The organism is Curtobacterium sp. BRB10 (genome assembly GCF_031844325.1).
In the GTDB taxonomy this organism is placed as follows: Bacteria; Actinomycetota; Actinomycetes; order Actinomycetales; family Microbacteriaceae; genus Curtobacterium; species Curtobacterium poinsettiae_A.
This window is the reverse complement of sequence record NZ_JAUZVA010000001.1, coordinates 40,515-62,320: the sequence shown is the minus strand read 5'-3', so window position 1 is coordinate 62,320 and position 21,806 is coordinate 40,515. Positions and strand designations below refer to the sequence as shown.

Below are 21,806 nucleotides of genomic sequence, written 5' to 3'. Positions count from 1 at the left end.
TCCTCCTCAGGCGCGGGTCTGGCCGCGGAAGTCGGCCGCAGCGGCGTCGAGCGCCTGCTTCGGGGATATCTGGCCCTTGTAGGCCTTGATGAGGTAGCCGCTCAGGACGGTCTGCAGGATCGAGGCATCGGCGCTCTGGTGCTGCGAGGGCACGTCGTCGACGACCGACTTGTAGACGCCGAACAGCTGCTGCCCGCCGAAGTACGGGTCGCTCAGCGCCGCGAGCCGCGGGTCGTCGTAGACCGATCGGAGCGTCGGCAGGTAGCCGAGGTCCTGGTAGCGCTTCACCTGCTGGTCCGGATCGAGGTACGCGGCGAGCACCAGGTCGATCCCGGCCCTCGTGAGCGGCTTGTCGCGGAGCACCGAGAACCCGGTGCCGCCGCCGACGCTCGTCGTGCTGCCACCACCCGCGAACCGGGGCAGGTTCCGCACCTTCCACTTGCCCTTCTGCTCGGGCACGTTCGGCTTGATGCCGTAGCTGGCGTACCAGGAGGGCATGTCGACGGCCAGGATCGTGCCGCCCTTCAGCCCGGACTGCAGGCTCGGTCCGTACATGTCGGCGACCGTCGCGATGGCACCGGACTTCACACCGTCGACCAGGAACTGCAGGGTGCGTTCGGCCTCCGGCGTCTGGATGTCGATGCCGCCGTCCTCGTCGTACAGGTCGCCGCCCCGCTGGAGCAGCAGGATCTGGTAGCTCTGCAGCGTGCCGCCCGGATCGGTGACCGCCACGGCGTGCAGCGAGACACCCTTGCTCTTGTTGAGCTTCGCGCCGACGTCCATGTACTCCTCCCACGTCGTCAGGTCGTCGGGGATGCCGAGGGCCTCGAACTGGTCGGCTCGGTGGTAGTAGACGCACAATGGCGTGTCCGAGTCGAGCGCGTAGAGGTGCCCGTCCTTCGAGAACGGCGTGAGTCGCGCAGCGATGAGGTCGTCCTTGCGCGAGGCCACCGACGGCGACAGGTCGCTCAGCAGCTCTGCAGCGATGTCACCGCGGAGCATCCGGCAGAACGCCCCGATCTCGAGCCCGGCGACGTCCGGCGTCCCCGTGCCGGCGACGGCCTGCGCGATGAGCTTGGTCGGGATGTCCGCCGCGGCGATCGTGGTGATGTTGAGCGCGAAGTCGAAGTCGGACTTCCGGTCCGCGACCGGCAGCGCCTCGGTGAAGAACTTCTCGTAGCCGGGGTCGTGCGTCCAGAAGGACAGGTCGGCGCGTCCGGAACGCACGGCTGCGGTGGACTGTGGAGAGCAGCCCGCGAGCAGCGCGCCGAGGGCGATGCTGCCTCCCGCGGCGGCGCCCCACCGGAGCAGGTCGCGTCGGCTCGGTCCACGGCCTGGAGGCACAGGTGGCGCAGGTGGGGAGAGTCGCCTGGGTACTGGGGTCACGAAGGTCTCCTGACGTCGTCGTCGAGGTGCGTGCGGAAGTGGCGGTGAGCGCGCGTGAGCGCTCACTCACGGGACGGACGCGGGCCGCGCCTCCCGTCCGGGGGTTCAGTCGGCGGGGCGGAGGTGACGCCGCTCAGCGGACGGCGGCGCGCTGGTGGCGCGCGTGATCAACTGGCCGGGCAGCATCCGGTGGCGCTCGGCCGGCGGGTGGCCGTCGAGTGTGCGGAAGAGGCGGTGCATCGCGAGGCGGGTAGCCTCGTCGAAGTCCTGGCGGATGGTCGTGAGCGGCGTCGGCAGGTAGGCCGAGATCGGCATGTCGTCGAAGCCGACGATGCTGACGTCACCTGGCACGGACAACCCGCGCTGCTGGATGGCGGCCATCGCGCCGATCGCCATCTGGTCGTTCGCGACGAAGACCGCCGTCAGGTCCGGGCGGCCGAGCAACGAGCGCATGGCCTCGTAGCCGCTCTGCGGCGACCAGTCTCCCTCGGCCGGTGCGTGCTCGGCGACGCCGGCGTCCTGCAGCGCCGCCCGCCACCCCGCCAGCCGGCGCGAACTCGAGGTCCAGTCCGCCGGACCCGCGATGTGCCAGACGGTCTCGTGCCCGAGGGCGAGCAGGTGATCGGTGGCCGCGAAGGCGGCGCCGCTCTCGTCGAGACCGACCGCAAGGGTGTTCTCGCGGTCGGCGACATCCGGCGGCCCGAGCGTCAGCACCGTCACGCTCTGGGGCAGGCGGAGCTGGTCCATCTGGTTCTCGACCGGCTCCGAGAAGACGATCGCCTCGACGTCCTGGCCGACGAGCGAGTCGACCGCCGGCTGGAGCTCGGATGCGGTCGCCGCGACGGTGCGGACGATGGCCAGGCTGTACCCGTTCGTGCGGCACGCCTGCTCGACGCCGGTGAGCATGGCGGTCGGGCCGTACAGGTTCGTGCCGATGGTGATGAGACCGATCCGGCGGGAGCGCTGCGACTTGAGGGAGCGCGCAGCGGCGTTCGGGCGGAAATCCAGCTCGTCGATCGCTTCGAGGACCCGGGCGCGGACCGCCTCGGTGACGTGCGGTTCGTCGTTCACCACGCGGGAGACGGTCTTCTGGGAGACGCCCGCCAGGGTCGCGACGTCGGTCATGGAGGCCGGACGGAGGCGATGAACCGATGCGTTGCCGCTCATCGTCAGCTCCTTCACTGCTCCGGGGGACCGGCCGGGACCGGGTGTGGGAGCAAGACAACCACGGCATTGTCTACGTAGTCAAGAGCGATTCCGCGGTGGTCATCGCAGTTGCGAGGTTGTGGCTCGCATTGATGTGCAGCATTCTGGATCGGTTGGCCGTGCCGAGGCGCGAACCGAGAGGAAGAACATGAAGAAGACCCGGGTCGCATGCCACGCGGGCGGAGACAGGCGGTGAGGGCGTCAGGCACCTGGCCCTCCGTGCGCAGAGGTGCCACCGCCGCCCTGATGGTCGCCACCACCGGCGCCTCGCTGCTGGCGGTCGACAACCTGCTCGGCTTCATCGGAACGCATCTGATCGCAGCAGGGCCAGTGTTGCTGATCGCTGCGATCTCGGTGCCAGCAGGAGTCGTGGCCGCTGCCGGTGCTGCGCTCGCTCGCGACGCCGTGCACCTCGTCTTCGCGGCCGCCACCGCCGTCTTCGTGAGCGCTCTGTCGCCGGCGACCAGCAGCCAGCTGTGGCTCCCCATCGCGGTCGTCCTGCAGGCGCTCGTCCCGTTGGGCTTCGCAGCCGCCGGGCTGCTGGTCCTTCGCGGTTCGGGGAACTTCACCGCGGTGCGGGTCCTCGCGGTGATGCTCGTGGGGTTCGCCGCCGCCTGGATCGTCACCGCGTTCATCCCGGTGGCGCTCGTGGCGTTCCTCCTCGCGCAGGCCGGCACGCTGGTCGTCGGCGCTGTCCTCAGCCTGCAGCCGGTTCTTCGCCGCGGCCGGAGTCTTGCGCGTGAGCTGTGGGCGAGCGCGGAGGTTCGTTGAGGAGCCCCTCTGCACGTCGCTGACGGTGTGCGTTCGACGCGGTGCGGATACGATCGTGCGCGCATCCTGATCCAGCGAGGACAACGGGGTGTTCGAGGGGGAGAACGTCGTCGTGCGTCAGCAGAGGAACCTGGTCCCCGGACCGCTGGCCAGACGCACGCTTGCAGTTGGTCTGGCGATCGCCGTGTCGGCCGCAGCTCTGGTCGGCATCCGTGCAACGGCAGGATCAGCGGACACCGCAGCCTCGGCGGTGACGGTGACGAAGGTCACGGCGACGACCACCGCCACCTCGACCGGCACCGCTGTGCGCACCACGCTGAAGGTGAAGAACACCGCCGCGGTGCGAAAGCCAGCTTCCTCCGCGTGGCTGTACCTGTCCGCCGGCACCAAGAAGTACACGCTCGGCCGGGTCGCGGTGAAGGCACTCTCCGCTGGTTCGAGCACCTCGGTCACCGCAGTGCGCGGCACGCCTTCCCGTGCTGCAGCCGGCAAGTACTCGGTCTTCGCCTGCACGGGCGCCTACTCCGTCGACAAGTGCCGCACGTCAACGGGGACCGTCACCACCAAGCCGACCAAGCGCGCGCGTCCGGAGACGGGCGTGATGCTCGACGTCGCTCGCGCCTACTACCCCGTGGCGTTGGTCAAGCGGTACATCGACCTGCTCGCCGACGACGGCGGCCGCTTCCTGCACCTGCACCTCACCGACGACCAGAACGTCGGGATCGAGAGCACGGTCCTCGGCCAGACCCTTGCGAATGCCGATCTCGACCACGGCGTCTACACGAGCCGGGTCACCCATCGCCCGTTCCTGAGCGCCGCGCAGGCGCGCACGATCGCCGACTACGCGGCGAAGCGGGGCATCGCGGTCGTGCCGGAGATCGACACTCCCGGCCACATGGCCGCCGCGTTCGCCCTGCTCGAGGCGCAGCACGGCACGAAGTGGGTCGACCGCATCCGTTCGGGTGAGAACGAACTCGACACGTCGGTGCCCGAGAGTCTCGCGCTGGCGAAGAAGCTCTACGCCGAGGTGCAGCGGACCTTCCCCTCCAGCCGCACCGTGCACATCGGCGGCGACGAATGGGGCGACGACGTCACCGCCGCCCAACGCGTCGCCTGGATGAACGCGATGGCGGCCGCACTCGGCGACCGCGAGGTCTGGGCCTGGAACGACGGGATCGATCGGGTCACGTTCGGGCGACTCGACCCCCGCATCCACGTCACCTACTGGAGCTTCGACGGCGACACCGAGGACGCAGCGGAGCGCCGCGAACGCCGAGCGCGGCGGGCCAGTGCGGCCGACCTGCAGAAAGCCGGCATCGACCTGCTCAACTACAACTCGTACTACCTCTACGAGGTGCCGACCGACCTCGACCCAGCCGACAGCGAGTACACCGTCGCCGACCTCCGCGAGAACTGGTCACTCCGGGCGTGGGACGGCGACTCCGGTTCACTGCTCGCTGCTCCGATGTCGGGCGCGGCCGTCGCGATCTGGGGAGAAGACCTGGAGGCTCCGCCCTCTGACGCGCTCCTGCGGTGGAGCGCGCCGCACGTGACGGCGATGCTCGAGACCGCAGCCTCCTGACGGACGCGGGGCGGGCCTCCAAGCCGATCGCTGCAAGCGCCGGATCCGCCGGAACCGCCGGAACCGCAGCCCGCCTACCCGAGCGGCTCGACGCCGTAGCCGGCGACCACCGCACGCAACTCGTCCAGGTAGGTCTGCGCCTGCACCGTGAGCGGCACCGAAGCGTGCGCGATCCAGCCGATCTCGATGCGTTCGTCGACGTCGAGGGGGATGGCGACGATCTCGGGGTCGAGGTCGTCACTGATGAGCCCGGTCGAGATCGTGTACCCGCCGAGGCCGATCATGAGGTTGAAGATCGTCGCCCGGTCCGACACACGGATCTCCCGCTTGCTCGACATCGTCGACAGGATCTCCTCGGCCAGGTAGAAGGAGTTGTTCGCGCCCTGGTCGAAGGTCAGGCGGGGCAGGTCGGCGAGGTCATCGAGCGACGCGCGTTCCCGTGCCGCGAGCGGGTTCCGCTTGGCGACGAAGATGTGGGGCTGGGCGACGAACAGCGGGGTGAACACGACTCCGGCGTCCCGCAGCAGCTTGCCGAGCACCTGCGTGTTGAAGTCGTTGCGGTAGAGGATGCCCACCTCGCTGCGCAGGGTGCGGACGTCCTCGATGATGTCCCAGGTGCGCGTCTCTCGGAGCGAGAACTCGTACTCGTCCGCAGCCGCCGCCTCGACCATCCGGACGAAGGCCTCGACCGCGAACGAGTAGTGCTGGGCGGACACCCCGAGCAGACGACGCGACCGTTGGCCGCCGACGTACCGCTGCTCGAGGAGCGAGACCTGCTCGACGACCTGTCGGGCGTAGCCGAGGAACTCGACGCCGTCGACGGTGAGCACGACCCCTCTGGCCGAGCGGGTGAAGAGCGGGCGGCCGATCCGCGTCTCGAGGTCCTTCATCGCCGCGGACATCGTCGGCTGCGACACGTAGAGCAGATCGGCCGCTGCGCTGATCGAGCCCTCCGTCGCGACCTCGATGAAGTACCGGAGCTGCTGCAGGGTGATGTCGTTCGAGACACGGACCATAGGCCGAGGCTATACCGGTGCATAGCGTCTCGGTATTACCTGATGGCTCACCGTTCCCGCCATGATCGAGGCACCCCTTCCCCAGCGCCCGTGGGCGCTCGACGAACAGATTGCCGACCATGGCGAACGACTTCACCTTCAGCATCACCCGGACCCGGTTCGACGAGGACTACTCCCCCGCGGACAGCTCCCGGCTGACCACGAACTTCGCGAACCTGGCGCGCGGCGAGCGTCGGCAGGAGAACCTGCGTGCAGCGCTGGCGATGATCGACGGGCGCGCGAACGACCTCGCGGGGGCTTCTGCTGACGGTGCCGGTGACCGCTACCGCCTGCAGCTCGACATCGTCTCGGTGGCGCTGGAGTTCTCCGACGGCGGGGCGGACGCGGAGTTCCCGCTGCTCGAGATGCTCGACGTCACGATCGTCGACCAGCACACCGGCGAGCGCCACCGCGGGATCCTCGGCAACAACTTCTCGTCGTACCTGCGCGACTACGACTTCTCCGTCCTGCTGCCCTCATCGCCGGGCTTGCCGTCTGACTTCGGGGCGCTGCACGGGGCGCTCTTCCAGCGCTTCCTGGAGTCCGACGCCTTCCACGCCGACTTCGACACGGAGCCGGTCGTCTGCATCAGCGTCTCGACGAGCCAGACCTACCGGCAGAACGGGTACGTCCACCCGGTGCTCGGCGCCGAGTACGAGCACGAGCACTCCTCGCTCACCGACGACTACTTCGGCCGGATGGGCATGCGGGTCCGGTACTTCCAGCCCGCCGGAGCGGCAGCCCCGCTCGCGTTCTACACGCGCGGCGACCTGACCGGCGGCTACACGGACCTCCAGCTGATCGGGACGATCGCCACCATGGAGACGTTCCAGAAGATCTACCGTCCGGAGATCTACGCCGCGAACACCCCGGCCGGCAGCACCTACCGCCCCACCCTCGACCACACCGGCTTCACGCCCACCCCGGTGTCCTACGACCGCGAGGAGCGGAGCCGCCTCGGGATCACGCAGGGGCGCTGGACCGAAGAGCACCTCGTGACACCGCACGGCGCGCTCCTCTCCCGTTTCGCTGCCGAACCCGTCCCCGCCCGCTGACCGTCTGGACCGCCACTCCCATGAGCTCTCTCCTCCCCACTTCGATCGTCGGCAGCCTGCCGAAGCCGTCCTGGCTCGCCGAGCCCGAGCGACTCTGGTCCCCCTGGCTGCTCGAGGGTGCCGCCCTGGTCGAGGGCAAGCAGGATGCCCTGCGCTCCGCCGTGCACGAGCAGGAGCACCGCGGGATCGACATCGTCAGCGATGGCGAGCAGACCCGCCAGCACTTCGTCACGACGTTCATCGAGCACCTGGACGGCATCGACCAGGAGCGCAAGGAGACCGTCCGGATCCGCGACCGCTACGACGCTGCTGTCCCCACGGTGGTCGGCGCCGTGAGCCGTCCCGCCCCGGTGTTCGTCGACGACGCCAGGTTCCTCCGCGCGCAGACCGACCGGCCGATCAAGTGGGCGCTCCCCGGCCCGATGACGATGATCGACACCCTCTCCGACCAGCACTACAAGAGCCGCGAGAAGCTGGCGTGGGAGTTCGCCACGATCCTGAACGAAGAAGCCCGCGAGCTCCAGGACGCGGGCGTCGACATCATCCAGTTCGACGAGCCCGCCTTCACCGTCTTCCACGACGAGGTGCAGGACTGGGGCGTCGCCGCGCTCGAACGCGCGACCGAGGGCCTGCGCGCCGAGACCGCCGTGCACATCTGTTACGGCTACGGCATCGAGGCGAACAACAAGTGGAAGGAGACGCTCGGCGCCGAGTGGCGGCAGTACGAGCAGTCCTTCCCGCTGCTGCAGCAGTCGTCGATCGACATCGTCTCGCTGGAGTGCATCCACTCGCACGTGCCGCTCGAGCTCGTCGAGCTGATCCGTGGGAAGAAGGTCATGCTCGGGGCGATCGACGTTGCGACCGAGACCGTGGAGACCCCGGAGGAGGTCGCGGAGGTGCTGCGTCGGGCGCTCGAGTTCGTCGATGCGGACAAGCTCATCCCGAGCTCGAACTGCGGGATGGCTCCGCTGGCGCGGGGGGCGGCGCTGGACAAGCTCAGCGCGCTGTCCGCTGGTGCGGACATCGTGCGGGCCGAGCTCGCTCGCGTCGCGGTGCCGGCTGCGCGCTAGCGTCCCGATCCGCCCGGACGGCTCGCCTCGGCAACGGGGCGGGCCGTCTTCCATCTCACGTCCGGCAGGGGCTCGCGTCCCGGGCCGGTCTGGAGGCGCGGCTCGGTTCCGGCGATCAGGTCGCGGTCGTCATTCCTGGCCGTCGAGGCTCATCTTCTCGAAGTCACCCGCGACGCACTGTGAGCTGCCGTCGATCGTGTATCCGCGGGGATCCGCGCGGAAGTCGGAGGAGCTCACCGGGCCACCCCTGCCACGGACGCCGAGGATCGGGTCCTCGCCCCCGGTCTGGTACCGCTCGGTCGTGACCCCGAGCTCCTTCCAGTGCTGCTCCACCGCCTCGACGTCGGCCTTCGGATCAGCGCTGGCAGCGCGGACCTTCGCGTAGACGTACTGGACGCCCCCTTGCCCGAGGCCGAGGCCGCACTTCCCGAGTCCGGGACCATCACTGACCTCCCAACCGTCGCCGACCACGCTCGTCGATCCTTCTACGAACGTGACGATCGACTGCTTCGCTTCTTTCGTGTTCATGCCAGACCCTTCGCTGCAACCAGTGAGAACGGCAACGGTGAGCAGTGCTGCTCCTGTCGCCCGGAGAACGGAGACGGCTTTCGGCCGAGGTTTCTTCATCTGGGAGTTCCTTCCAGACCACTTCGCTTCTGCGAAATCGGCATCATCAGTTCGTCAATCGTTCGGGCTGTCCGGTCGTGGCGTACGCGACGTTCTGCAGCGACTGTGTGTCCTCGTCGAGGTAACCGCCTCCGTACCAGGTGTGCACGCCATGATCGCGAACGGGCTTGAGGCCTGGCGCTCCGTCGGCGCCGAAGCTCGTCGCACCGAACTCTGGAGCAGTCGGGTCCTGATGATGGTCGGAGCTGAAATCACGCCCGACCGCCGCCCATTCGTCGCCACTCCAGTGCTCGATGATCGGCTTCACCACTTCTGCTTGCCCGGCGTACACCGCATCCGCTTGGATCTCGTCCGCCTCGTCGATGCTGTCGGGAATGCCCGCTGATGCGATGGCGGTGAATGAATCGACATGCACGCCCTCCGTCGTGAGTGCGTATGACGCAGTCGTCGTGCCGTAGGAGTGTCCGAGGACGTTGACCGTCGGCATGCTACCGGCTCTCGTCGCGTCGAGGCCCTTGATCGACGCGGCCAACTTCTCGCCGCCGGCCTTCGCGTAGTCGCTGCCGAAGACGGCGGTGCTCGCCGGCGGAACGGGCGGTGCTTCGTATCCCATCCACGCTACGACGGCGTTCGTAGTGCCGTGTCCTGCGGAGAGGGCCTTTGCCTGCTCGCTGTAGACGTTCTGCGCGGCATCTGTCCAATCGGTCATGCTGCCCGTGCTCGATCCCATCCCCGGCACCGCCCAGGTGACGTTAGTCGCCTCGTCGAGGTCTCCGATCGACACCGCAGCCAGGGGCGGATGGTCCGCGCTGAGCACCGTGAGGCTTCGCGGGCCTTTGCGGCCGTTCTGGTTGAGCGATGCTTTGATCGATTCGAGTGCGGAGAGGTCTTCCGCGTTCTTGCGCCCTTCAGCGCTGTAGACGCGGTCCGGACGACCGAGGTCGTCGAGGAACCGCTCGGCGGACGCGATCCGGCGGTTGAGCACAGCGACGTTCGCTGCTCCGCGCGCCCAGTACGGCGCCCCTTCCAGATTCCCGAGAGCGGTCAGCACCGAGGTCGGGAGAAGTGCGACGTCCGCAGCGTCCGCCCTCGTCAGACCGAGATCCGCCCACATCGCCGCGACCTGGGTCGGGGTCAAGTCGTCGGCAAAGAGCCGCTGAACATCGCGGACGAGCTCGTCGTCGGTCGCCTTGTCGATCCTGGCGTTCGCCAGCGATCCGCCGCTCCCGGCTTGCTCGAACGCGTCCGCGATGCGGTCGATCCATGCGGCATCGGCTCGGTTCTCCTCGAGGAAGCGATCAAACCCAGTCACGAAGGTGCATCCCTCGATGAGCACCCAGGAACACGAAACGGTGAACGCCGTCCATGCACTGGCGAGCGTTGCGGCCTTCGACTCGGCAGTCGTGTCGTTCGCCCGGCTGACGATGCTGAAGTCGCGCAGTCGTGCCGGGTCCGCCGAACTTCGACCGTGTCCCGTGCCGCCTCCGGACCGCCTGCGGTCCCGAGGCGCGAACGCCGCATGGATCGACGGCGGTCGGATCGCGACCTCCGACGGTTTCGGTGCACGGATTGCGATTGGGGGCAATGTGGTCGTCGTGAGCAGGGACGTCGCCGCGGCATGTTCGCGTTCGCGTTCGGCTTCGTTCCAAGCATCGAGTGCGTTCAGCCGTTCCTCCTCGGCCTGCGCAGAGGACTTGGCGTCGCGCACCTGACCGACGAGCTCATCCAGGACGGACGCCAACTTTCCCCGGTCGGTGGACTCAGTCGAGGCAGACTCGGTGAACCGGTCCGCGTAGGCTCCGGAGAAGTCAGCTGCCGCCTCCTCGACGGCGGACCGACGAGTCCCCGACTGAGCGCGGAGTTCCTCCTTCGCCGACGTGGCCGCTCTGATGACGGCGTCTGCTGCCGCCGCGTCAAACTCGATCTTCCCCATGACGTCCCCCTCAGGCCCACCCCGGTCCGATCTCTGACCCTACCCCGAAGCGTCGCCGAAGCGTGTGTTCTACACAACAGTGAGCTGTCGAGAGCATCGTTCCGGTGCCCGGTGCTCACCAACACGCGATCTCGACCGAGATGCAGTGTCTCAGTAGCCTCGCTCACGCCACCATCAATCAAGAAGGGAAGCTCACGAAGTGAACCCTCAGCATCAGCAACCACCACGAATCCGCCGATCACGAGTAGCGACTTGACTCGACGCATGATTCAACGGACTCCCCAGCTGTTGGCGGTTCGACTGTCGGCCACCATCGCCGTGGTCGTCGCAGCGGCATTGTCATTGAGCGGATGCAACGGAGGAACCACCGTGGAGAACGAGCAGACCCCAACAGGGGCAAAAGAGGCCATCGTGGCGATCATCGACGACACCGCGAACGCGATCGGCGGCGCGTGGTCGGTGGCGAGCGGACCGGCAGTTCAAGGATGCAATCGCGACAACGGCGGACGCGGCGCTGCGTACTTCTACACGAAGATGCGGGAACAGCGCAGTGGCGATCCCGCCGAAGATGTAGCGAACGTCGAACGGCTCTGGAAGGAGAAGGGGATCAAGACCGAGCGCTATAAGAGTGGCGGCGCGGATCCGACGCTCGGCCTGCGAGGTGTCGGTGGCCCGATGAAGAGCATCGACTTCCTCGCCGACGAACGCGGGTACAGTCTCGACGCCGTCTCTTCCTGCACCGCCGGCGACGCGGAGGAACTCCAGCGCAACGGGGAGTGAACCAGGAAGCGCGGGAGCTCGAAGCCGCCGGCGTCGACATCATCCAGTTCGACGAACCCGCCTTCACCGTCTTCCACGACGAGGTGCAGGACTGGGGCGTCGCCGCACTCGAACCCGCTACCGAAGGCCTGCGCGCCGAGACCGCCGTGCACATCTGTTACGGCTACGGCATCGACGCCAACAACAAGTGGAAGGAAACGCTCGGGGCGGAGTGGCGGCAGTACGAGCAGTCGTTCCCGTTGCTGCAGCAGTCATCCATCGACATCGTCTCGCTGGAGTGCACCCACTCGCACGTGCCGCTCGAGCTCGTCGAGCTGATCCGGGGCAAGAAGGTCATGCTCGGGGCGATCGACGTTGCGACCGAGACCGTGGAGACCCCGGAGGAGGTCGCGGAGGTGCTGCGTCGGGCGCTCGAGTTCGTCGATGCGGACAAGCTCATCCCGAGCTCGAACTGCGGGATGGCGCCGTTGGCGCGGGGCGCGGCGCTCGGGAAGCTCAGTGCGCTGTCCGCGGGTGCGGACATCGTGCGGGCCGAGCTGGCGAACTTCGCGGTGCCGGCAGCGCGGTAACGGCGCGGCTCCGGACCGGCCTGGAGGCACGGCTCGGCTCCGGCAGGCGGGTCACGTCCGTGAGTCCTGGCTGTCCAGGCTCATCCGGTCGAAGTTCCCCACGAAGCACTGCGAGCTGCCGTCGATGGTGTACCCGCGGGGATCGGCCCGGAAGTCCGAAGACTGTACTGGGCCACCGCCACCTCGGACGCCGAGGATCGGGTCCTCGCCGCCGGTCTGGTAGCGCTCGGTCGTGACCCCGAGGTCCTTCCAGTGCTGCTCCACCGCCTCGACGTCGGCCTTCGGGTCAGCGCTCGCGGACCGGACCATGGCGTAGGAGTACTCGACGCCGCGGACGCCCGGGGCGAGGCCGCACTTCCCGAGCCCAGGGCCCTCACTGACCTCCCAGCCGTCCCCCACCACGTCAGTCGAGCCCTCGACGAACGTGACGATGGACTCCTTCGCCTGCTCGGGAGTCTTCCCGATGCCGGCGCTGCAGCCGGTGAGGACGACCACCATGAACAGTGCGGCTGCGGTCGCCCGGAGGCCGGCGACGGCCCCCCCCCCCCCCCCCCCGAGTGGGTGCCACGCGGGAGTTCCTCGCAGACCGGTCGGCGTCTGCGAGGCGCACCCTCGTCCGGAGATCAGCGCTGCCGGACAGGATCGCTCCACTTCGGGAACGGCTCCGAGACACCCGGCTCGGATTCATCGGGGAAGTCGGCGGGGTCGCGCAGTGCGATCGCCTTGATGAGCTCCGGAGCATCGTGTGCCCAGAACGCCTTGCTGTACACACCGAGCGAGTACTGCCCGTTCGGCCGCACGTTCCAGGTCACCCACCATCCGTCACCGGTGTCGGCCCGGACCTCGTGATCCGTACCGACCTTCGCGTTGCTCCAGCGCCACCCTTCTTCATCGAAGTAGCGCTGCATCGGATCGAGGTCCTCCACCGCGCCGGTCGCACCCTCCGGTTCGATGATCCGTACGGCACGGAACGCGTAGGAGTTCTCCTTGGTCGCACCCTCCGGCGCCTTTCCAAACGCGTCGTCGCCTGCGGGCAGAGGACGGACGTCTCCGCCGTTCCAGTACCACGTGCCGTCCGAGATCTGTCGTTGTGCGGCTGCGAGCACGGCCTGCCCGTGCTCGTACCGCTCGCCAGCCAGCTCGAACTCGTCCTGCAACGAGAGATCGGCTACCTGCGCCTGAGTCTTACCTGCTGCGTCTTGCGCGTCCTGTCCGGTCACGTCGCCTCCTCTGCCTGCGCCGCTTGAGGCGCATCCGGTCGTCGCGAGCACCACGGCCGCGAGCATGGTCACGATCGCGCCGCGCAGTCGGGGACGAATCTTGACTCTCATGGCCCCATCTTCCCGTCTGCGACGATCTGCGCCAGCGTGCGGAGCGTGGTCGAGTCGTTCGAGAGGTACCCGACGTCGTCCGAATCGGAGTCGTGCCACATGTCGTGGCCCGTCACCCCTCTCGTACCCTCGGCTGCCTCCGAGGAGAACTCCTGCACGCCGTCGAACCCGAGCGGATCTGCCCGGGTCGCCACGCCCAGCCACTGACCGCCCGGCCCGAGCGGATCGTCCTTCGCGGCCGTCGCGTACACGTTCGCGGCATGGACGTCGTCGATCTCGGTCCCGCGCGGGAAGCCGACGGACCCGTACGACACGAACGAGTCAACCTGGTGTTCCGTCAACTGAAGCCCCTGCACCGCGGTGGTGGAGCCGTACGAGTGCGCTGCAACCGTGAAGGTGTCGGGGCCACCGTCCGATCTGCTGTCGAAGACACCGTCCACGAAGGAAGCCAGTTGACCTGCGCCGGATTCTGATCGGTCGGGCCAGCCCACCTCCGCCGGGTTCGGCGCGTGGTAGCCGACCCAGGAAACGACGGCGTAGGTCTGCGATCGGTCATCGCTGTGCGCCTGGCGCAACAATCCCTCGGCGGCCACGACGCGCTCGCCCATGCCAGCCACGTCCGAGTTCATCCCCGGCACGTTCACCGTCACGTTCTTCGCCGTGTCGAGGTCGCCAAGCGACACGGCGGCGACCAGCGCACCGTCGTGCACCCCGAATCCAACCAGTTGCGCGGTCTTGGACGCCGCAGGTCCGGGGAGTGTCTCAGCACTGAGGTCGGCCGCGTCAACGGCCTTTTGCAGCGCGTTGACCTGTTCCTCGAAGTCCGACCGGCCGATGCGCTGCTCGCCGAAGCCCATGAGCGTGTACACGCGCTCCGGATCCCGCACCGCCGCCGCAAGCACGGCTCGTGACGCGATGTCGCGCTGCGCAGCAGGGATGCCGTCGAGGTTTGCGAGCAGGTACTGCGTCGCCAACGGCAAGGACTCGATGTACTCGTCCGTCTGCGGGACCTTCGCCCAGGCCGCGGCGACCTCGGCAGGGGTCAGACCCGGCCGGAGCAGCTCGGACAGCGCTGGCGACGCGGTCACCGTCGCCACGGCGTCGAGCATCAGGTCCGGGAGAGCGCCGCCTCCAGCGCGGTCGAAGGCGTTCGCGATGCCTTCGATCCAGCTCGCCTCCAGGGCGTTCTCGGCCATCAGCCGGTCGAACCCCGCCACGACTGTCGAACCCTGGACCGGCACCCATGAACAAGCCGAACAGAAGCGGGTCCAGGCGTTCTTCACCCGGATCAGGTGCTGCCCAGCGCTGCCGTCGGCCGCTCTGCTGGCCCCGACGAACGTCAGGAGCGCATCAGGATCCGCGGAGGACGTGCTTCCCGAGCTCCCGCCAGCCGTGCGCGGGCGCGCCCTCGGCAGGAACGTTGCCGTGACCGGGGTCGGGTGCACAGCCGTGTCATCCGGACGTCGGTCGATCACGCCGTCGATGTAGGCCGACGCCACGGCGAACGGATCCCCGGACGCGCGACGCTGCTCACGCTCCTCCTCACGCGCACTCCATTCGCGCGATTCCCGGAGTCGGCGCCGCTCGGATTCAGCCTCGCGTTTCGCCCGATCGATCGACGTCTTGAGGTCAGCGAAGACACCGGCGAGACGCTGCGTGTCCTCCGACCGGATCGTGCTGTCGGTCGTGAAGAGCGTCGCGTAGCTGCCGCGGAACTCCCGAACCGCTGACTCGACTCGCATCCGATCCGCCATAGCCTGCGATCGCAGGTCCCCGGAGGCCCCCTCCGCAGCAGCGATGAGGGCATCGGCTGCCCCGTCATCGAACACAATCGTCACGCACACCCCCGTGTGGATCGCAATCTGTCCTTCGACCCTACTGGACGGCCGATGACCCTGCGCAACCAGGCGGTCGACGGGCATCGCGATCATCGTCGGACCTCGCGGCAATCCGGAGGTGTGATGGGCCAGTTCAGCGACGGTCGTCTGAGGATCGGACCCGTCCGGGAGGGAGGGTACGACCGGCCGATTCAGTTCCAGCGAGAGCGCAGCCGTCGTCCGGTGCCCCCCTCGTGATGCTTCCCCTCTCGGGCAGCCATCTCTCGACGTTCAGTCGAGTCGGCTCGCGGCCGGGTCCCAGCCATCAGCGTCGGGATGCTCGCTCGCCACCGTGCATCCGGAATGTTGCCGTTCATGCTCCAGGGCGTTAGCGTCGTCACCATGCCCGGAGCAATGGTGGCCGCACTCGCCCTCGAGATCGGCGGAGCGGTCCTCGTGATGTGGTTGACGTGGCGAGCTGCGACCGGACAGCTCGGCCGGAACGACCTCGCTGGCGTCCGGACGCGCGTCACGATGTCCAGCGACGACGCCTGGCGGACCGGGCACCGAGCGGCGCTGCCTCCGACGCTGATCTCGGGCGTGATCACCGTTCTCTGGTGCGCGGTGTGCATCATCGTGCCCGCGCTCCGTACCCCCGCCCCGGTGATCGTCGCGGCGATCATCCTCGCGGGCGGCGCAGTCCTCTCCATTCCTGCTGCCCACCTCGCGGTACGCCGAGCGGCGCTCGAGGATCAGACCGGTCACCAGGACGCGCAGACTGACTCACCGGCGTCAGGCCGAGGGCGTTGACTGCACCCATGATCACGAAGGACCAGATCCACGAAGTGGAGCACGCGACCGTCCGAGACCGCGACGGCGCATCGGTCGGCAAGGTCGCGCAGGTGTTCCCCTCCGACGAGGACGGCTGCGCTGCGTTCGTCAGCGTCGCGACCGGAGTCCTCGGGGGACACACCGCGCTCGTCCCGGTCGAGGATGCCACCTTCGACGGCACGGACCTGCACGTCGGGTACACGAAGAGCGCGATCAAGGGTGCACCCTCCCCCGGAGCCGGGAACACCTTGTCCGTCACCGAGGCGAACGCCGTCCGCAAGCACTTCGGGCTGTCCCCCGCTGGCAAGGCGACCGGCGACATGGGCGATCCGCACGAGAACCTCGACCAGGCAGGCACCGGTCCGGCTGGCGCAGACGACACCGAGGGCGCGGGAACGACGCCACCTGCGTGAGCGGTTGCGGAGCCCGCGCCGTCCCGCCCGCTGGATGCGTGCCTCCAGACCCGCACTGGAGGCGCGACAGCGGCCCGCCCCGCCGGTCACGCCGGCGCGGCGTCACTCTGGTGCGTGACGAGGCTCAGTCCCAGGGACCGTCCGCGGTGCCGAGGTGCTCGGCGCCGAGCGGTGTGATCGGCAGGGCCGCGAGGCTCGCGATCCCCACCTGCAGGAGGGCCGCTCGTGAGGTCCCGACGCGTCCGATCGCCACCATCCCCTCGATGACCGCGCAGAAGTAGGTGCCGAGCGCCTCGGCGTCGGCATCGGCCTCGACCTCGCCTGCCGTCTGCGCGTCGACGATGCAGGCCGTGTAGCCCGCGCGGATGGTGTCGAAGGCTTCAGAGACGGTCGCGGCGACCTCCGCGTCACGGGCCGACAGCTCCACCGCCGCGCGGAGCAGCAGCGAGGGCGCCCCCTGTGCTGCACCGTGCTCGACCGCAACGGACACCAGCTGCGTCCGGATCCGCGCGATGGGGTGCTCGGAACTCCGCATGACGGACTGGACGACCTCGACTGCCTCCGCGGTGTCGCTGAGGAAGGCGCGCATGAAGAGTTCCTTCTTGCCGCCGAACGTGTTGTAGAGGCTCTGTCGCCCGAGGCCGGTCGCCGCGAGCAGGTCGTCGAGAGATGTGCCGTCGAAGCCGGACTCCGCGAAGGTGCGCCGGGCGCGCTCGACCACGTCGGCTTCGTCGAACTTGCGTGGCCGGGGCATCCGAACTCCTCGAGACTCGTTGTTGACTGATCAGTCAAGCACGACGTACTGTTCTGGACCAAGCAGTCAACAACAACTCCAGGAGGACATCATGGTCGGAGCACTGCAGGACAAGACCGCACTCGTCACGGGCGGGACATCGGGCATCGGACTCGCGGTCGTGCGCCGGTTCGTCGACGAGGGGGCGCACGTCTTCGTCACCGGGCGGCGGCAGGAGGCGCTCGACGCCGTGCGCGACGAGCTCGGCGACGCGGTCACGACGATCCGCGCCGACGCCGCCCGAGCGGAGGACATCGCAACCGTCTTCGCCGCGGTCGCCGAGCGCGGTCGCGGGCTGGACGCCGTGCACGCGAACGCCGGCGGCGGGGAGTTCAAATCGCTCGACGCCGTGACCGCTGAGGACTTCGAGGCGACGTTCGGCACCAACGTCCGCGGGACCACCTTGACCGTCCAGGGTGCCTTGCCGTTCCTGCGCGAGGGGTCCGCCGTCGTCGTCACCGGATCGACGGCAGCGTCCGGCACCGAGCCGTCGTTCGGTCTGTACGGGGCGTCGAAGGCCGCGATCGCTGCCCTCACCCGCACGTGGGCAGCCGAGCTCGCGCCGCGCGGTGTCCGGATCAACACGGTCGCCCCCGGGCCCACCGAGACCCCGGGTCTCGCGGGCCTCGCTCCGGGCAACTCGGATGCGATGCTCGAGCAGATGGCGAGCGGGATGCCGTTCGGCCGCCTCCTGCGCCCCGAGGAGGTCGCCGCCACGGTGCTGTTCCTCGTGTCCGACCAGAGCTCGGGGATGACCGGGAGCGAGCTCCTCGTCGACGGGGGCAGCGGCATCGCCTGATCGCGTCAGCCCCCTGACGGGTCTGCATGAAGCTGCCTGCACGCCGCCGGCACCTCGTGGGGTCTCGGATTCTTCCCCCCGCCCAGCAGCGCAACCTCTCCTTGCGTCCGCCGCCCGTCCCGCCGATCGGCTGCCGGCGCTGTCTCGACAGCCGATCCCTTGCTGAGGGGGGGTGCTCGTCAATCGGCGAGGACGAGACGGGTACCGGTGTTGGTGGTCAGCTGCGCATGGAGACACGGCGCTGCATCACCTGGCGAGTAGTGACGAACACCGCACCGGCAAGCACGATGTGCACCAGGACGAGGGCGATGGCGTCGGGCTCGACCCACGTGATCGTCCAGCCCGACTCCAACCAGCCCGTGCCGCCGAGCACGGTGCGGGTCACGCTGAGTTGTGTCCAGTGGAAGGCGACCGCGACCAGGAGTGCGCCCTCCATGGGTAGGCGCCGGGCGGCGACGAGGGCGAGTCCGAACAGTGCCAGTTGCAGTACGTAGACGACGGGCTCGTTCCCGGCGGGGAACACCGACAGCTCGTTGCCCGTGTCGCCCAGCGCGGTCGTTATGAGCCACCGCACGGGCCCGACCACGAGTCCGACGAATGGGAAGAGCGCTGTCGTGGCGAGGGTAGCGACGACGAGGCCCCACCCATCGCGAAGGTTCGTCCACATGTATCCGCGCAGCGCGAGTTCCTCCGGCAGCGCTTCGAAGAGGGCAAGGACGATTCCGTTCACGAGGACGAATCGTGCGAACGCGACGGGGTCGAGGTCATCGACTCGGATCCATCCAGCGAGCCATGCGGGCACCCAGACGACGAGGCCAGTCCCGACCCCGACTGCGATGCCCGTGGTCAGGGGACGCACGATGCGAGCGCTGAGTCCGAGGCTCCCCAGGCTGCGATGATCTATCCGACGGCGCAGCAGGACGATAGCGGGCACCACGAGTGCCGACATGAGGGCCGCCTGCACGAAGACCGCCGTGGGCCGAGCAAGCCCGAACGCCTGGTCGAACGCCGACGCGATCCCGACCGAGAGGCCAAGGCTCGCCCCGATGAGCAGCCAGCCCGCCAGTCCCAGGAGCAGGGCACGGAGTCGCGGCTGAGGCATCTGTGCAGGCTCGCGAGCTGCAGTGCCGGACAAAGCGAAGTCCGAAGGCATGCAGCTCATCTCGTCGGCGTCCGGCGAGCGGCCTGTACCGCCGCCACCCGGCCATACTTCACGGGCGTGCGCGTGCGCGTCAAATACCGAAGCATGCGAACACCCTCTGGCGCACGCTCCGAATGATGCGGGGGTCACCGGTGATCAGAGGAGGCGTCCGGAAAAGGATCGGCTGCCGAGACGTCCGGATCTTTGCCCGTCCGGCTAGATCAAGAACTCAGTCGCTGCTTCGACCCCTTCAGCCGTCAGGCTCCAGGTCGGTCTAGCGAAATCCTCCCGCCGTAGTCGCACCCTGACCTCATCGACAACCTCATCCGCGCGGGTCTGGGCACGACTGACACCGTTGACCTCATATCCGAGCTTCTGCGACACCCGAAGGGATGCTTCGTTCCAAGCGGCTGCGCTCGACTCCGCCCACTCCGCTCCTAGGTGATCGAATGAGAACAGCAGCAGTGCCGTCCGCATCTCGGTCCCGAGCCCGCGGCCTTGATGCGCGAGGGCAAGCCATGATCCGCTCTCGACGGTCTTGCGCGCGGCGAAGCGGCGAGCATGCAACTCCTGGACGCCGACCGGTGCGCCCTGGTAGAGCACGGTGAAGCTCACGCCCCATGAGTCGGGGCTCACTCCGGACCGTAGCTTCCAGTGGTACTGCGCGAGAGAATGCGCCAATGCTGTCGGTTCTGCGTCTGTCCACGGGACACCGAACGGCATCCGAGCGGGATCGTGCACACCCGACAGTGCCACGTCGACGAGCCCGGGAAGGTCCTCGTCGCGCAGGGGGCGCAGTTCCAGCCTGGGAGTGATGAGGCGCAGTCCGAACAAGGGCCAGACTTGATCGAGATCCATCGACCAACGATAGGAGCGCAACGTCGAACGTTACAGGCCGACAGTGTCTCGTTGATCGATCCTCTATCGGGTTGGCTGCCCTACCGGGCAGGCTGGTCTGAGAGCATCAGGGCATGACACTTGTCGGTAGCCGGACTGTGCTTCAGGTGATCTCACCAGCGATGGCGCGACGCATCGTCGTGCGGGACGAGCGTCCTGGTGACGACTGGCACCCCGAGTACCCGTTCGCCGATGAACTGGACCCACTCCGGGTCCTCGCTGCCGAGACCGCAGCGGATCCGGAGTTCACCATGTACCTCGTCCGGCGGCGGTCGGATGGCCTCGCCATCGGTGGTTTCGGATTCTTCGGTCCTCCGGACGACAAGGGAACGGTCGAGTTCGGGTACGGCCTGGTTCCCTCAGCCCGAGGCGCGGGACTCGCGAGCGAAGCCGTGCAGCTCGGACTTCAGCACGCCGCGACGCGCGGTGCGCTGATCGCGCTCGCGGACACGGAACTGAAGAACATCCCCTCGCAACGTGTCCTCGAGAAGAACGGTCTCATCGAGATCAAGCGCGACCAGTCGCACGTGTACTACCGACGCGATCTCGTTGCCCGGTAGCCGATCGCTTACCGGGCGTGGAGTTCGAGGTAATCGAGGGCCTGGCGGACCGTTTCTTCGAGGGGGCGGGTGCTGTCGACGACGAGCCGATCGTCCGTGCGCGGCTCGTAATCGTCGGCGGTGCGCTGTACCTCGTCCCACGTCGGCAAGGTGAACCCGGGCAGGTCGTTCGCCCGCTGTTCCACCCGGCGACGGTGTTCGTCGGAGTCCGCACACACGACCTCGATCACTCGCAGCGGAACCCCAGCAGCATCCGCTGTCGACACCCACCCCGCCCGAGCAGGTTCAACACCACTCACCGCATCCGCGATGACCACCTGACCACGCCGCAGATTCGGCACCGCGATCGCATGCATGACCGAGTACGCGGCGATCCCGGACTGCTCACGCGGAATCTGGTACCTCCACATCGCGCCCTCGATCGCATCAACGCGAAGCGTCAGCGAGGGCGTCAGCGAGGGCGTCAACTCCGCGATCGCAGCAGAGAGCGTTGACTTTCCTGCACCGGGAAGACCACAAACCTGAACCAGCATCGACAACTCCTTCGTTGGCCGTAGCTCACTGTCTATCGGTCATCGACGTGCGGCACCAGCGAAACGGATACGTTCACCGAAGCTTCGATGAGGTGTCCGAAAGCCGATCACCCGGTGATTCACACGTCGGACTCCCAGTCGGGCGGCGATGAGAGGCGCACTGCGCCGATGCGGACCCGCTGTGGCGGAACCCCGAGCATCAGGGCCGCACAGTCTTGTGCCATTGGTCGAATCTCGCTTCGCCGATATGCCTGCGTCACGGAGCCGACGGTGGGGATAACGATGACCCAGAACTTGCCCTCGCGGTGCGCATCAACGTGGATCAGGATGGCCACGGGACCTCCCAGCGGTACTCCGCCGCCGCGAAGAGACCGACCATAGCGACCTAGGTTCCTGCCCGCTACTCGTGGATGGGTTCCAGGCGAACGATCTCGGGTACGAGAGGCGCCGCGAGGACCGGCTGCAGGAGGTGCGCGTGCAGGCACTCGAAGTACCCCCGCAACATCCAGTCCCGGTGCCAACGCGCCTGATCGAGGCTGATCGGTCGGTTTGGGACAGTCCCCCGCGAGCGATCCACGCCTTGAGTCACTACCAGGTAGCCGTGGTGGCCAAGCGGTCCGTCGTAACGGCGCAGCGCGCGGTATCTGGGGGGCAAGT

General features: G+C 68.1%; 22 protein-coding genes and 1 pseudogene. 10 read left to right on the top strand and 13 right to left on the bottom strand.

What is annotated here, in order from left to right; genetic code table 11:
• Positions 1 to 6: 6 nt before the first annotated feature.
• Positions 7 to 1,227 carry an extracellular solute-binding protein gene (locus Q9R26_RS00305; protein ID WP_311226220.1) on the bottom strand — a complete coding sequence of 407 codons (1,221 nt, stop codon included), beginning with the start codon at positions 1,225 to 1,227 and terminating at the stop codon, positions 7 to 9.
• Between the two features lie 264 nt (positions 1,228 to 1,491).
• Complete coding sequence (locus tag Q9R26_RS00300; RefSeq protein WP_259580269.1) at positions 1,492 to 2,553, bottom strand: LacI family DNA-binding transcriptional regulator; 1,062 nt, start codon at positions 2,551 to 2,553, stop codon at positions 1,492 to 1,494.
• Between the two features lie 285 nt (positions 2,554 to 2,838).
• On the opposite strand from Q9R26_RS00300, the gene Q9R26_RS00295 reads away from it, so the two are divergent.
• Complete coding sequence (locus Q9R26_RS00295; protein ID WP_311226219.1) at positions 2,839 to 3,363, top strand: hypothetical protein; 525 nt, start codon at positions 2,839 to 2,841, stop codon at positions 3,361 to 3,363.
• A gap of 184 nt (positions 3,364 to 3,547) precedes the next feature.
• Positions 3,548 to 4,945 (top strand): family 20 glycosylhydrolase, encoded by a 1,398-nt coding sequence (locus tag Q9R26_RS00290; RefSeq protein WP_311226218.1) that lies wholly within the window; start codon positions 3,548 to 3,550, stop codon positions 4,943 to 4,945.
• Positions 4,946 to 5,019: 74 nt separating this feature from the next.
• Here the strand turns inward: Q9R26_RS00290 and Q9R26_RS00285 are convergent, their stop codons facing one another.
• Positions 5,020 to 5,961 carry a LysR family transcriptional regulator gene (locus Q9R26_RS00285; RefSeq protein WP_311226217.1) on the bottom strand — a complete coding sequence of 314 codons (942 nt, stop codon included), beginning with the start codon at positions 5,959 to 5,961 and terminating at the stop codon, positions 5,020 to 5,022.
• 119 nt (positions 5,962 to 6,080) lie between these two features.
• Here Q9R26_RS00285 and Q9R26_RS00280 point away from each other — a divergent pair, with 119 nt between their 5' ends.
• Together Q9R26_RS00280 and Q9R26_RS00275 are read left to right on the top strand one after the other, a co-directional pair.
• Positions 6,081 to 7,055, top strand: coding sequence for a putative oxygenase MesX (locus Q9R26_RS00280; RefSeq protein ID WP_311226216.1), 975 nt, complete (start codon positions 6,081 to 6,083; stop codon positions 7,053 to 7,055).
• Between the two features lie 20 nt (positions 7,056 to 7,075).
• Positions 7,076 to 8,125, top strand: a complete 1,050-nt coding sequence (locus Q9R26_RS00275; RefSeq protein WP_311226215.1) for a methionine synthase — start codon at positions 7,076 to 7,078, stop codon at positions 8,123 to 8,125.
• Positions 8,126 to 8,254: 129 nt separating this feature from the next.
• Here Q9R26_RS00275 and Q9R26_RS00270 read toward each other — a convergent pair whose 3' ends face one another.
• Positions 8,255 to 8,653, bottom strand: a complete 399-nt coding sequence (locus Q9R26_RS00270; protein WP_311226214.1) for a hypothetical protein — start codon at positions 8,651 to 8,653, stop codon at positions 8,255 to 8,257.
• 145 nt (positions 8,654 to 8,798) lie between these two features.
• Positions 8,799 to 10,685, bottom strand: coding sequence for an alpha/beta hydrolase (locus Q9R26_RS00265; protein ID WP_311226213.1), 1,887 nt, complete (start codon positions 10,683 to 10,685; stop codon positions 8,799 to 8,801).
• A 369-nt stretch (positions 10,686 to 11,054) separates the two neighbouring features.
• Between Q9R26_RS00265 and Q9R26_RS00260 the strand changes: the two genes are divergently transcribed.
• A complete protein-coding gene (locus Q9R26_RS00260) occupies positions 11,055 to 11,465 on the top strand; it encodes a hypothetical protein (RefSeq protein WP_311226212.1) in 411 nt (136 codons plus the stop codon).
• A pseudogene (locus Q9R26_RS00255) lies at positions 11,462 to 12,034 on the top strand (methionine synthase); the annotation flags it as partial. The gene Q9R26_RS00260 and the pseudogene Q9R26_RS00255, both read left to right, overlap by 4 nt.
• A 51-nt stretch (positions 12,035 to 12,085) precedes the next feature.
• Here the strand turns inward: Q9R26_RS00255 and Q9R26_RS00250 are convergent.
• The 3 genes from Q9R26_RS00250 to Q9R26_RS00240 form a co-directional block, all read right to left on the bottom strand.
• On the bottom strand, positions 12,086 to 12,532 hold the full coding sequence (locus Q9R26_RS00250) for a hypothetical protein (RefSeq protein WP_311226211.1): 447 nt from the start codon (positions 12,530 to 12,532) through the stop codon (positions 12,086 to 12,088).
• A gap of 125 nt (positions 12,533 to 12,657) precedes the next feature.
• Positions 12,658 to 13,254 (bottom strand): hypothetical protein, encoded by a 597-nt coding sequence (locus tag Q9R26_RS00245; protein WP_311226210.1) that lies wholly within the window; start codon positions 13,252 to 13,254, stop codon positions 12,658 to 12,660.
• A gap of 107 nt (positions 13,255 to 13,361) precedes the next feature.
• Complete coding sequence (locus Q9R26_RS00240; protein ID WP_311226209.1) at positions 13,362 to 15,287, bottom strand: alpha/beta hydrolase; 1,926 nt, start codon at positions 15,285 to 15,287, stop codon at positions 13,362 to 13,364.
• 297 nt (positions 15,288 to 15,584) lie between these two features.
• On the opposite strand from Q9R26_RS00240, the gene Q9R26_RS00235 reads away from it, so the two are divergent.
• Both Q9R26_RS00235 and Q9R26_RS00230 read left to right on the top strand, forming a co-directional pair.
• A complete protein-coding gene (locus Q9R26_RS00235) occupies positions 15,585 to 15,992 on the top strand; it encodes an SdpI family protein (RefSeq protein WP_311226208.1) in 408 nt (135 codons plus the stop codon).
• Positions 15,993 to 16,000: 8 nt separating this feature from the next.
• Positions 16,001 to 16,426, top strand: coding sequence for a hypothetical protein (locus tag Q9R26_RS00230; RefSeq protein ID WP_311226207.1), 426 nt, complete (start codon positions 16,001 to 16,003; stop codon positions 16,424 to 16,426).
• A 124-nt stretch (positions 16,427 to 16,550) separates the two neighbouring features.
• On the opposite strand, the gene Q9R26_RS00225 is transcribed toward Q9R26_RS00230, so the two are convergent.
• Entirely contained in the window at positions 16,551 to 17,180 is a 630-nt protein-coding gene (locus Q9R26_RS00225) for a TetR/AcrR family transcriptional regulator (RefSeq protein ID WP_311226206.1), read from the bottom strand.
• Positions 17,181 to 17,271: 91 nt separating this feature from the next.
• On the opposite strand from Q9R26_RS00225, the gene Q9R26_RS00220 reads away from it, so the two are divergent.
• On the top strand, positions 17,272 to 18,018 hold the full coding sequence (locus Q9R26_RS00220) for an SDR family oxidoreductase (RefSeq protein WP_311226205.1): 747 nt from the start codon (positions 17,272 to 17,274) through the stop codon (positions 18,016 to 18,018).
• A 217-nt stretch (positions 18,019 to 18,235) separates the two neighbouring features.
• Here Q9R26_RS00220 and Q9R26_RS00215 read toward each other — a convergent pair whose 3' ends face one another.
• Together Q9R26_RS00215 and Q9R26_RS00210 are read right to left on the bottom strand one after the other, a co-directional pair.
• Positions 18,236 to 19,120, bottom strand: coding sequence for a type II CAAX prenyl endopeptidase Rce1 family protein (locus Q9R26_RS00215; protein ID WP_311226204.1), 885 nt, complete (start codon positions 19,118 to 19,120; stop codon positions 18,236 to 18,238).
• A gap of 255 nt (positions 19,121 to 19,375) precedes the next feature.
• A complete protein-coding gene (locus Q9R26_RS00210; RefSeq protein WP_311226203.1) occupies positions 19,376 to 20,017 on the bottom strand; it encodes a GNAT family protein in 642 nt (213 codons plus the stop codon).
• 146 nt (positions 20,018 to 20,163) lie between these two features.
• On the opposite strand from Q9R26_RS00210, the gene Q9R26_RS00205 reads away from it, so the two are divergent.
• Positions 20,164 to 20,616, top strand: coding sequence for a GNAT family N-acetyltransferase (locus Q9R26_RS00205; protein WP_311226202.1), 453 nt, complete (start codon positions 20,164 to 20,166; stop codon positions 20,614 to 20,616).
• A gap of 8 nt (positions 20,617 to 20,624) precedes the next feature.
• Here the strand turns inward: Q9R26_RS00205 and Q9R26_RS00200 are convergent, their stop codons facing one another.
• Positions 20,625 to 21,149, bottom strand: a complete 525-nt coding sequence (locus Q9R26_RS00200) for an ATP-binding protein (protein WP_311226201.1) — start codon at positions 21,147 to 21,149, stop codon at positions 20,625 to 20,627.
• Positions 21,150 to 21,268: 119 nt separating this feature from the next.
• Positions 21,269 to 21,484 (bottom strand): hypothetical protein, encoded by a 216-nt coding sequence (locus Q9R26_RS00195; protein WP_259580290.1) that lies wholly within the window; start codon positions 21,482 to 21,484, stop codon positions 21,269 to 21,271.
• Positions 21,485 to 21,806: the final 322 nt, after the last annotated feature.

What these genes read in the sequence shown, in the direction of transcription:
- Q9R26_RS00275 (WP_311226215.1), top strand. Translation starts at nt 7,076, where the DNA reads ATGAGCTCTCTCCTCCCCACTTCGATCGTCGGCAGCCTGCCGAAGCCG.
- Q9R26_RS00225 (WP_311226206.1), bottom strand. Translation starts at nt 17,180, where the DNA reads ATGCCCCGGCCACGCAAGTTCGACGAAGCCGACGTGGTCGAGCGCGCC.
- Q9R26_RS00215 (WP_311226204.1), bottom strand. Translation starts at nt 19,120, where the DNA reads ATGCCTCAGCCGCGACTCCGTGCCCTGCTCCTGGGACTGGCGGGCTGG.
- Q9R26_RS00200 (WP_311226201.1), bottom strand. Translation starts at nt 21,149, where the DNA reads ATGCTGGTTCAGGTTTGTGGTCTTCCCGGTGCAGGAAAGTCAACGCTC.
- Q9R26_RS00285 (WP_311226217.1), bottom strand. Translation starts at nt 5,961, where the DNA reads ATGGTCCGTGTCTCGAACGACATCACCCTGCAGCAGCTCCGGTACTTC.
- Q9R26_RS00265 (WP_311226213.1), bottom strand. Translation starts at nt 10,685, where the DNA reads ATGGGGAAGATCGAGTTTGACGCGGCGGCAGCAGACGCCGTCATCAGA.
- Q9R26_RS00250 (WP_311226211.1), bottom strand. Translation starts at nt 12,532, where the DNA reads ATGGTGGTCGTCCTCACCGGCTGCAGCGCCGGCATCGGGAAGACTCCC.
- Q9R26_RS00235 (WP_311226208.1), top strand. Translation starts at nt 15,585, where the DNA reads ATGCCCGGAGCAATGGTGGCCGCACTCGCCCTCGAGATCGGCGGAGCG.
- Q9R26_RS00280 (WP_311226216.1), top strand. Translation starts at nt 6,081, where the DNA reads ATGGCGAACGACTTCACCTTCAGCATCACCCGGACCCGGTTCGACGAG.
- Q9R26_RS00240 (WP_311226209.1), bottom strand. Translation starts at nt 15,287, where the DNA reads ATGCCCGTCGACCGCCTGGTTGCGCAGGGTCATCGGCCGTCCAGTAGG.
- Q9R26_RS00295 (WP_311226219.1), top strand. Translation starts at nt 2,839, where the DNA reads ATGGTCGCCACCACCGGCGCCTCGCTGCTGGCGGTCGACAACCTGCTC.
- Q9R26_RS00300 (WP_259580269.1), bottom strand. Translation starts at nt 2,553, where the DNA reads ATGAGCGGCAACGCATCGGTTCATCGCCTCCGTCCGGCCTCCATGACC.
- Q9R26_RS00210 (WP_311226203.1), bottom strand. Translation starts at nt 20,017, where the DNA reads ATGGATCTCGATCAAGTCTGGCCCTTGTTCGGACTGCGCCTCATCACT.
- Q9R26_RS00230 (WP_311226207.1), top strand. Translation starts at nt 16,001, where the DNA reads ATGATCACGAAGGACCAGATCCACGAAGTGGAGCACGCGACCGTCCGA.
- Q9R26_RS00270 (WP_311226214.1), bottom strand. Translation starts at nt 8,653, where the DNA reads ATGAACACGAAAGAAGCGAAGCAGTCGATCGTCACGTTCGTAGAAGGA.
- Q9R26_RS00220 (WP_311226205.1), top strand. Translation starts at nt 17,272, where the DNA reads ATGGTCGGAGCACTGCAGGACAAGACCGCACTCGTCACGGGCGGGACA.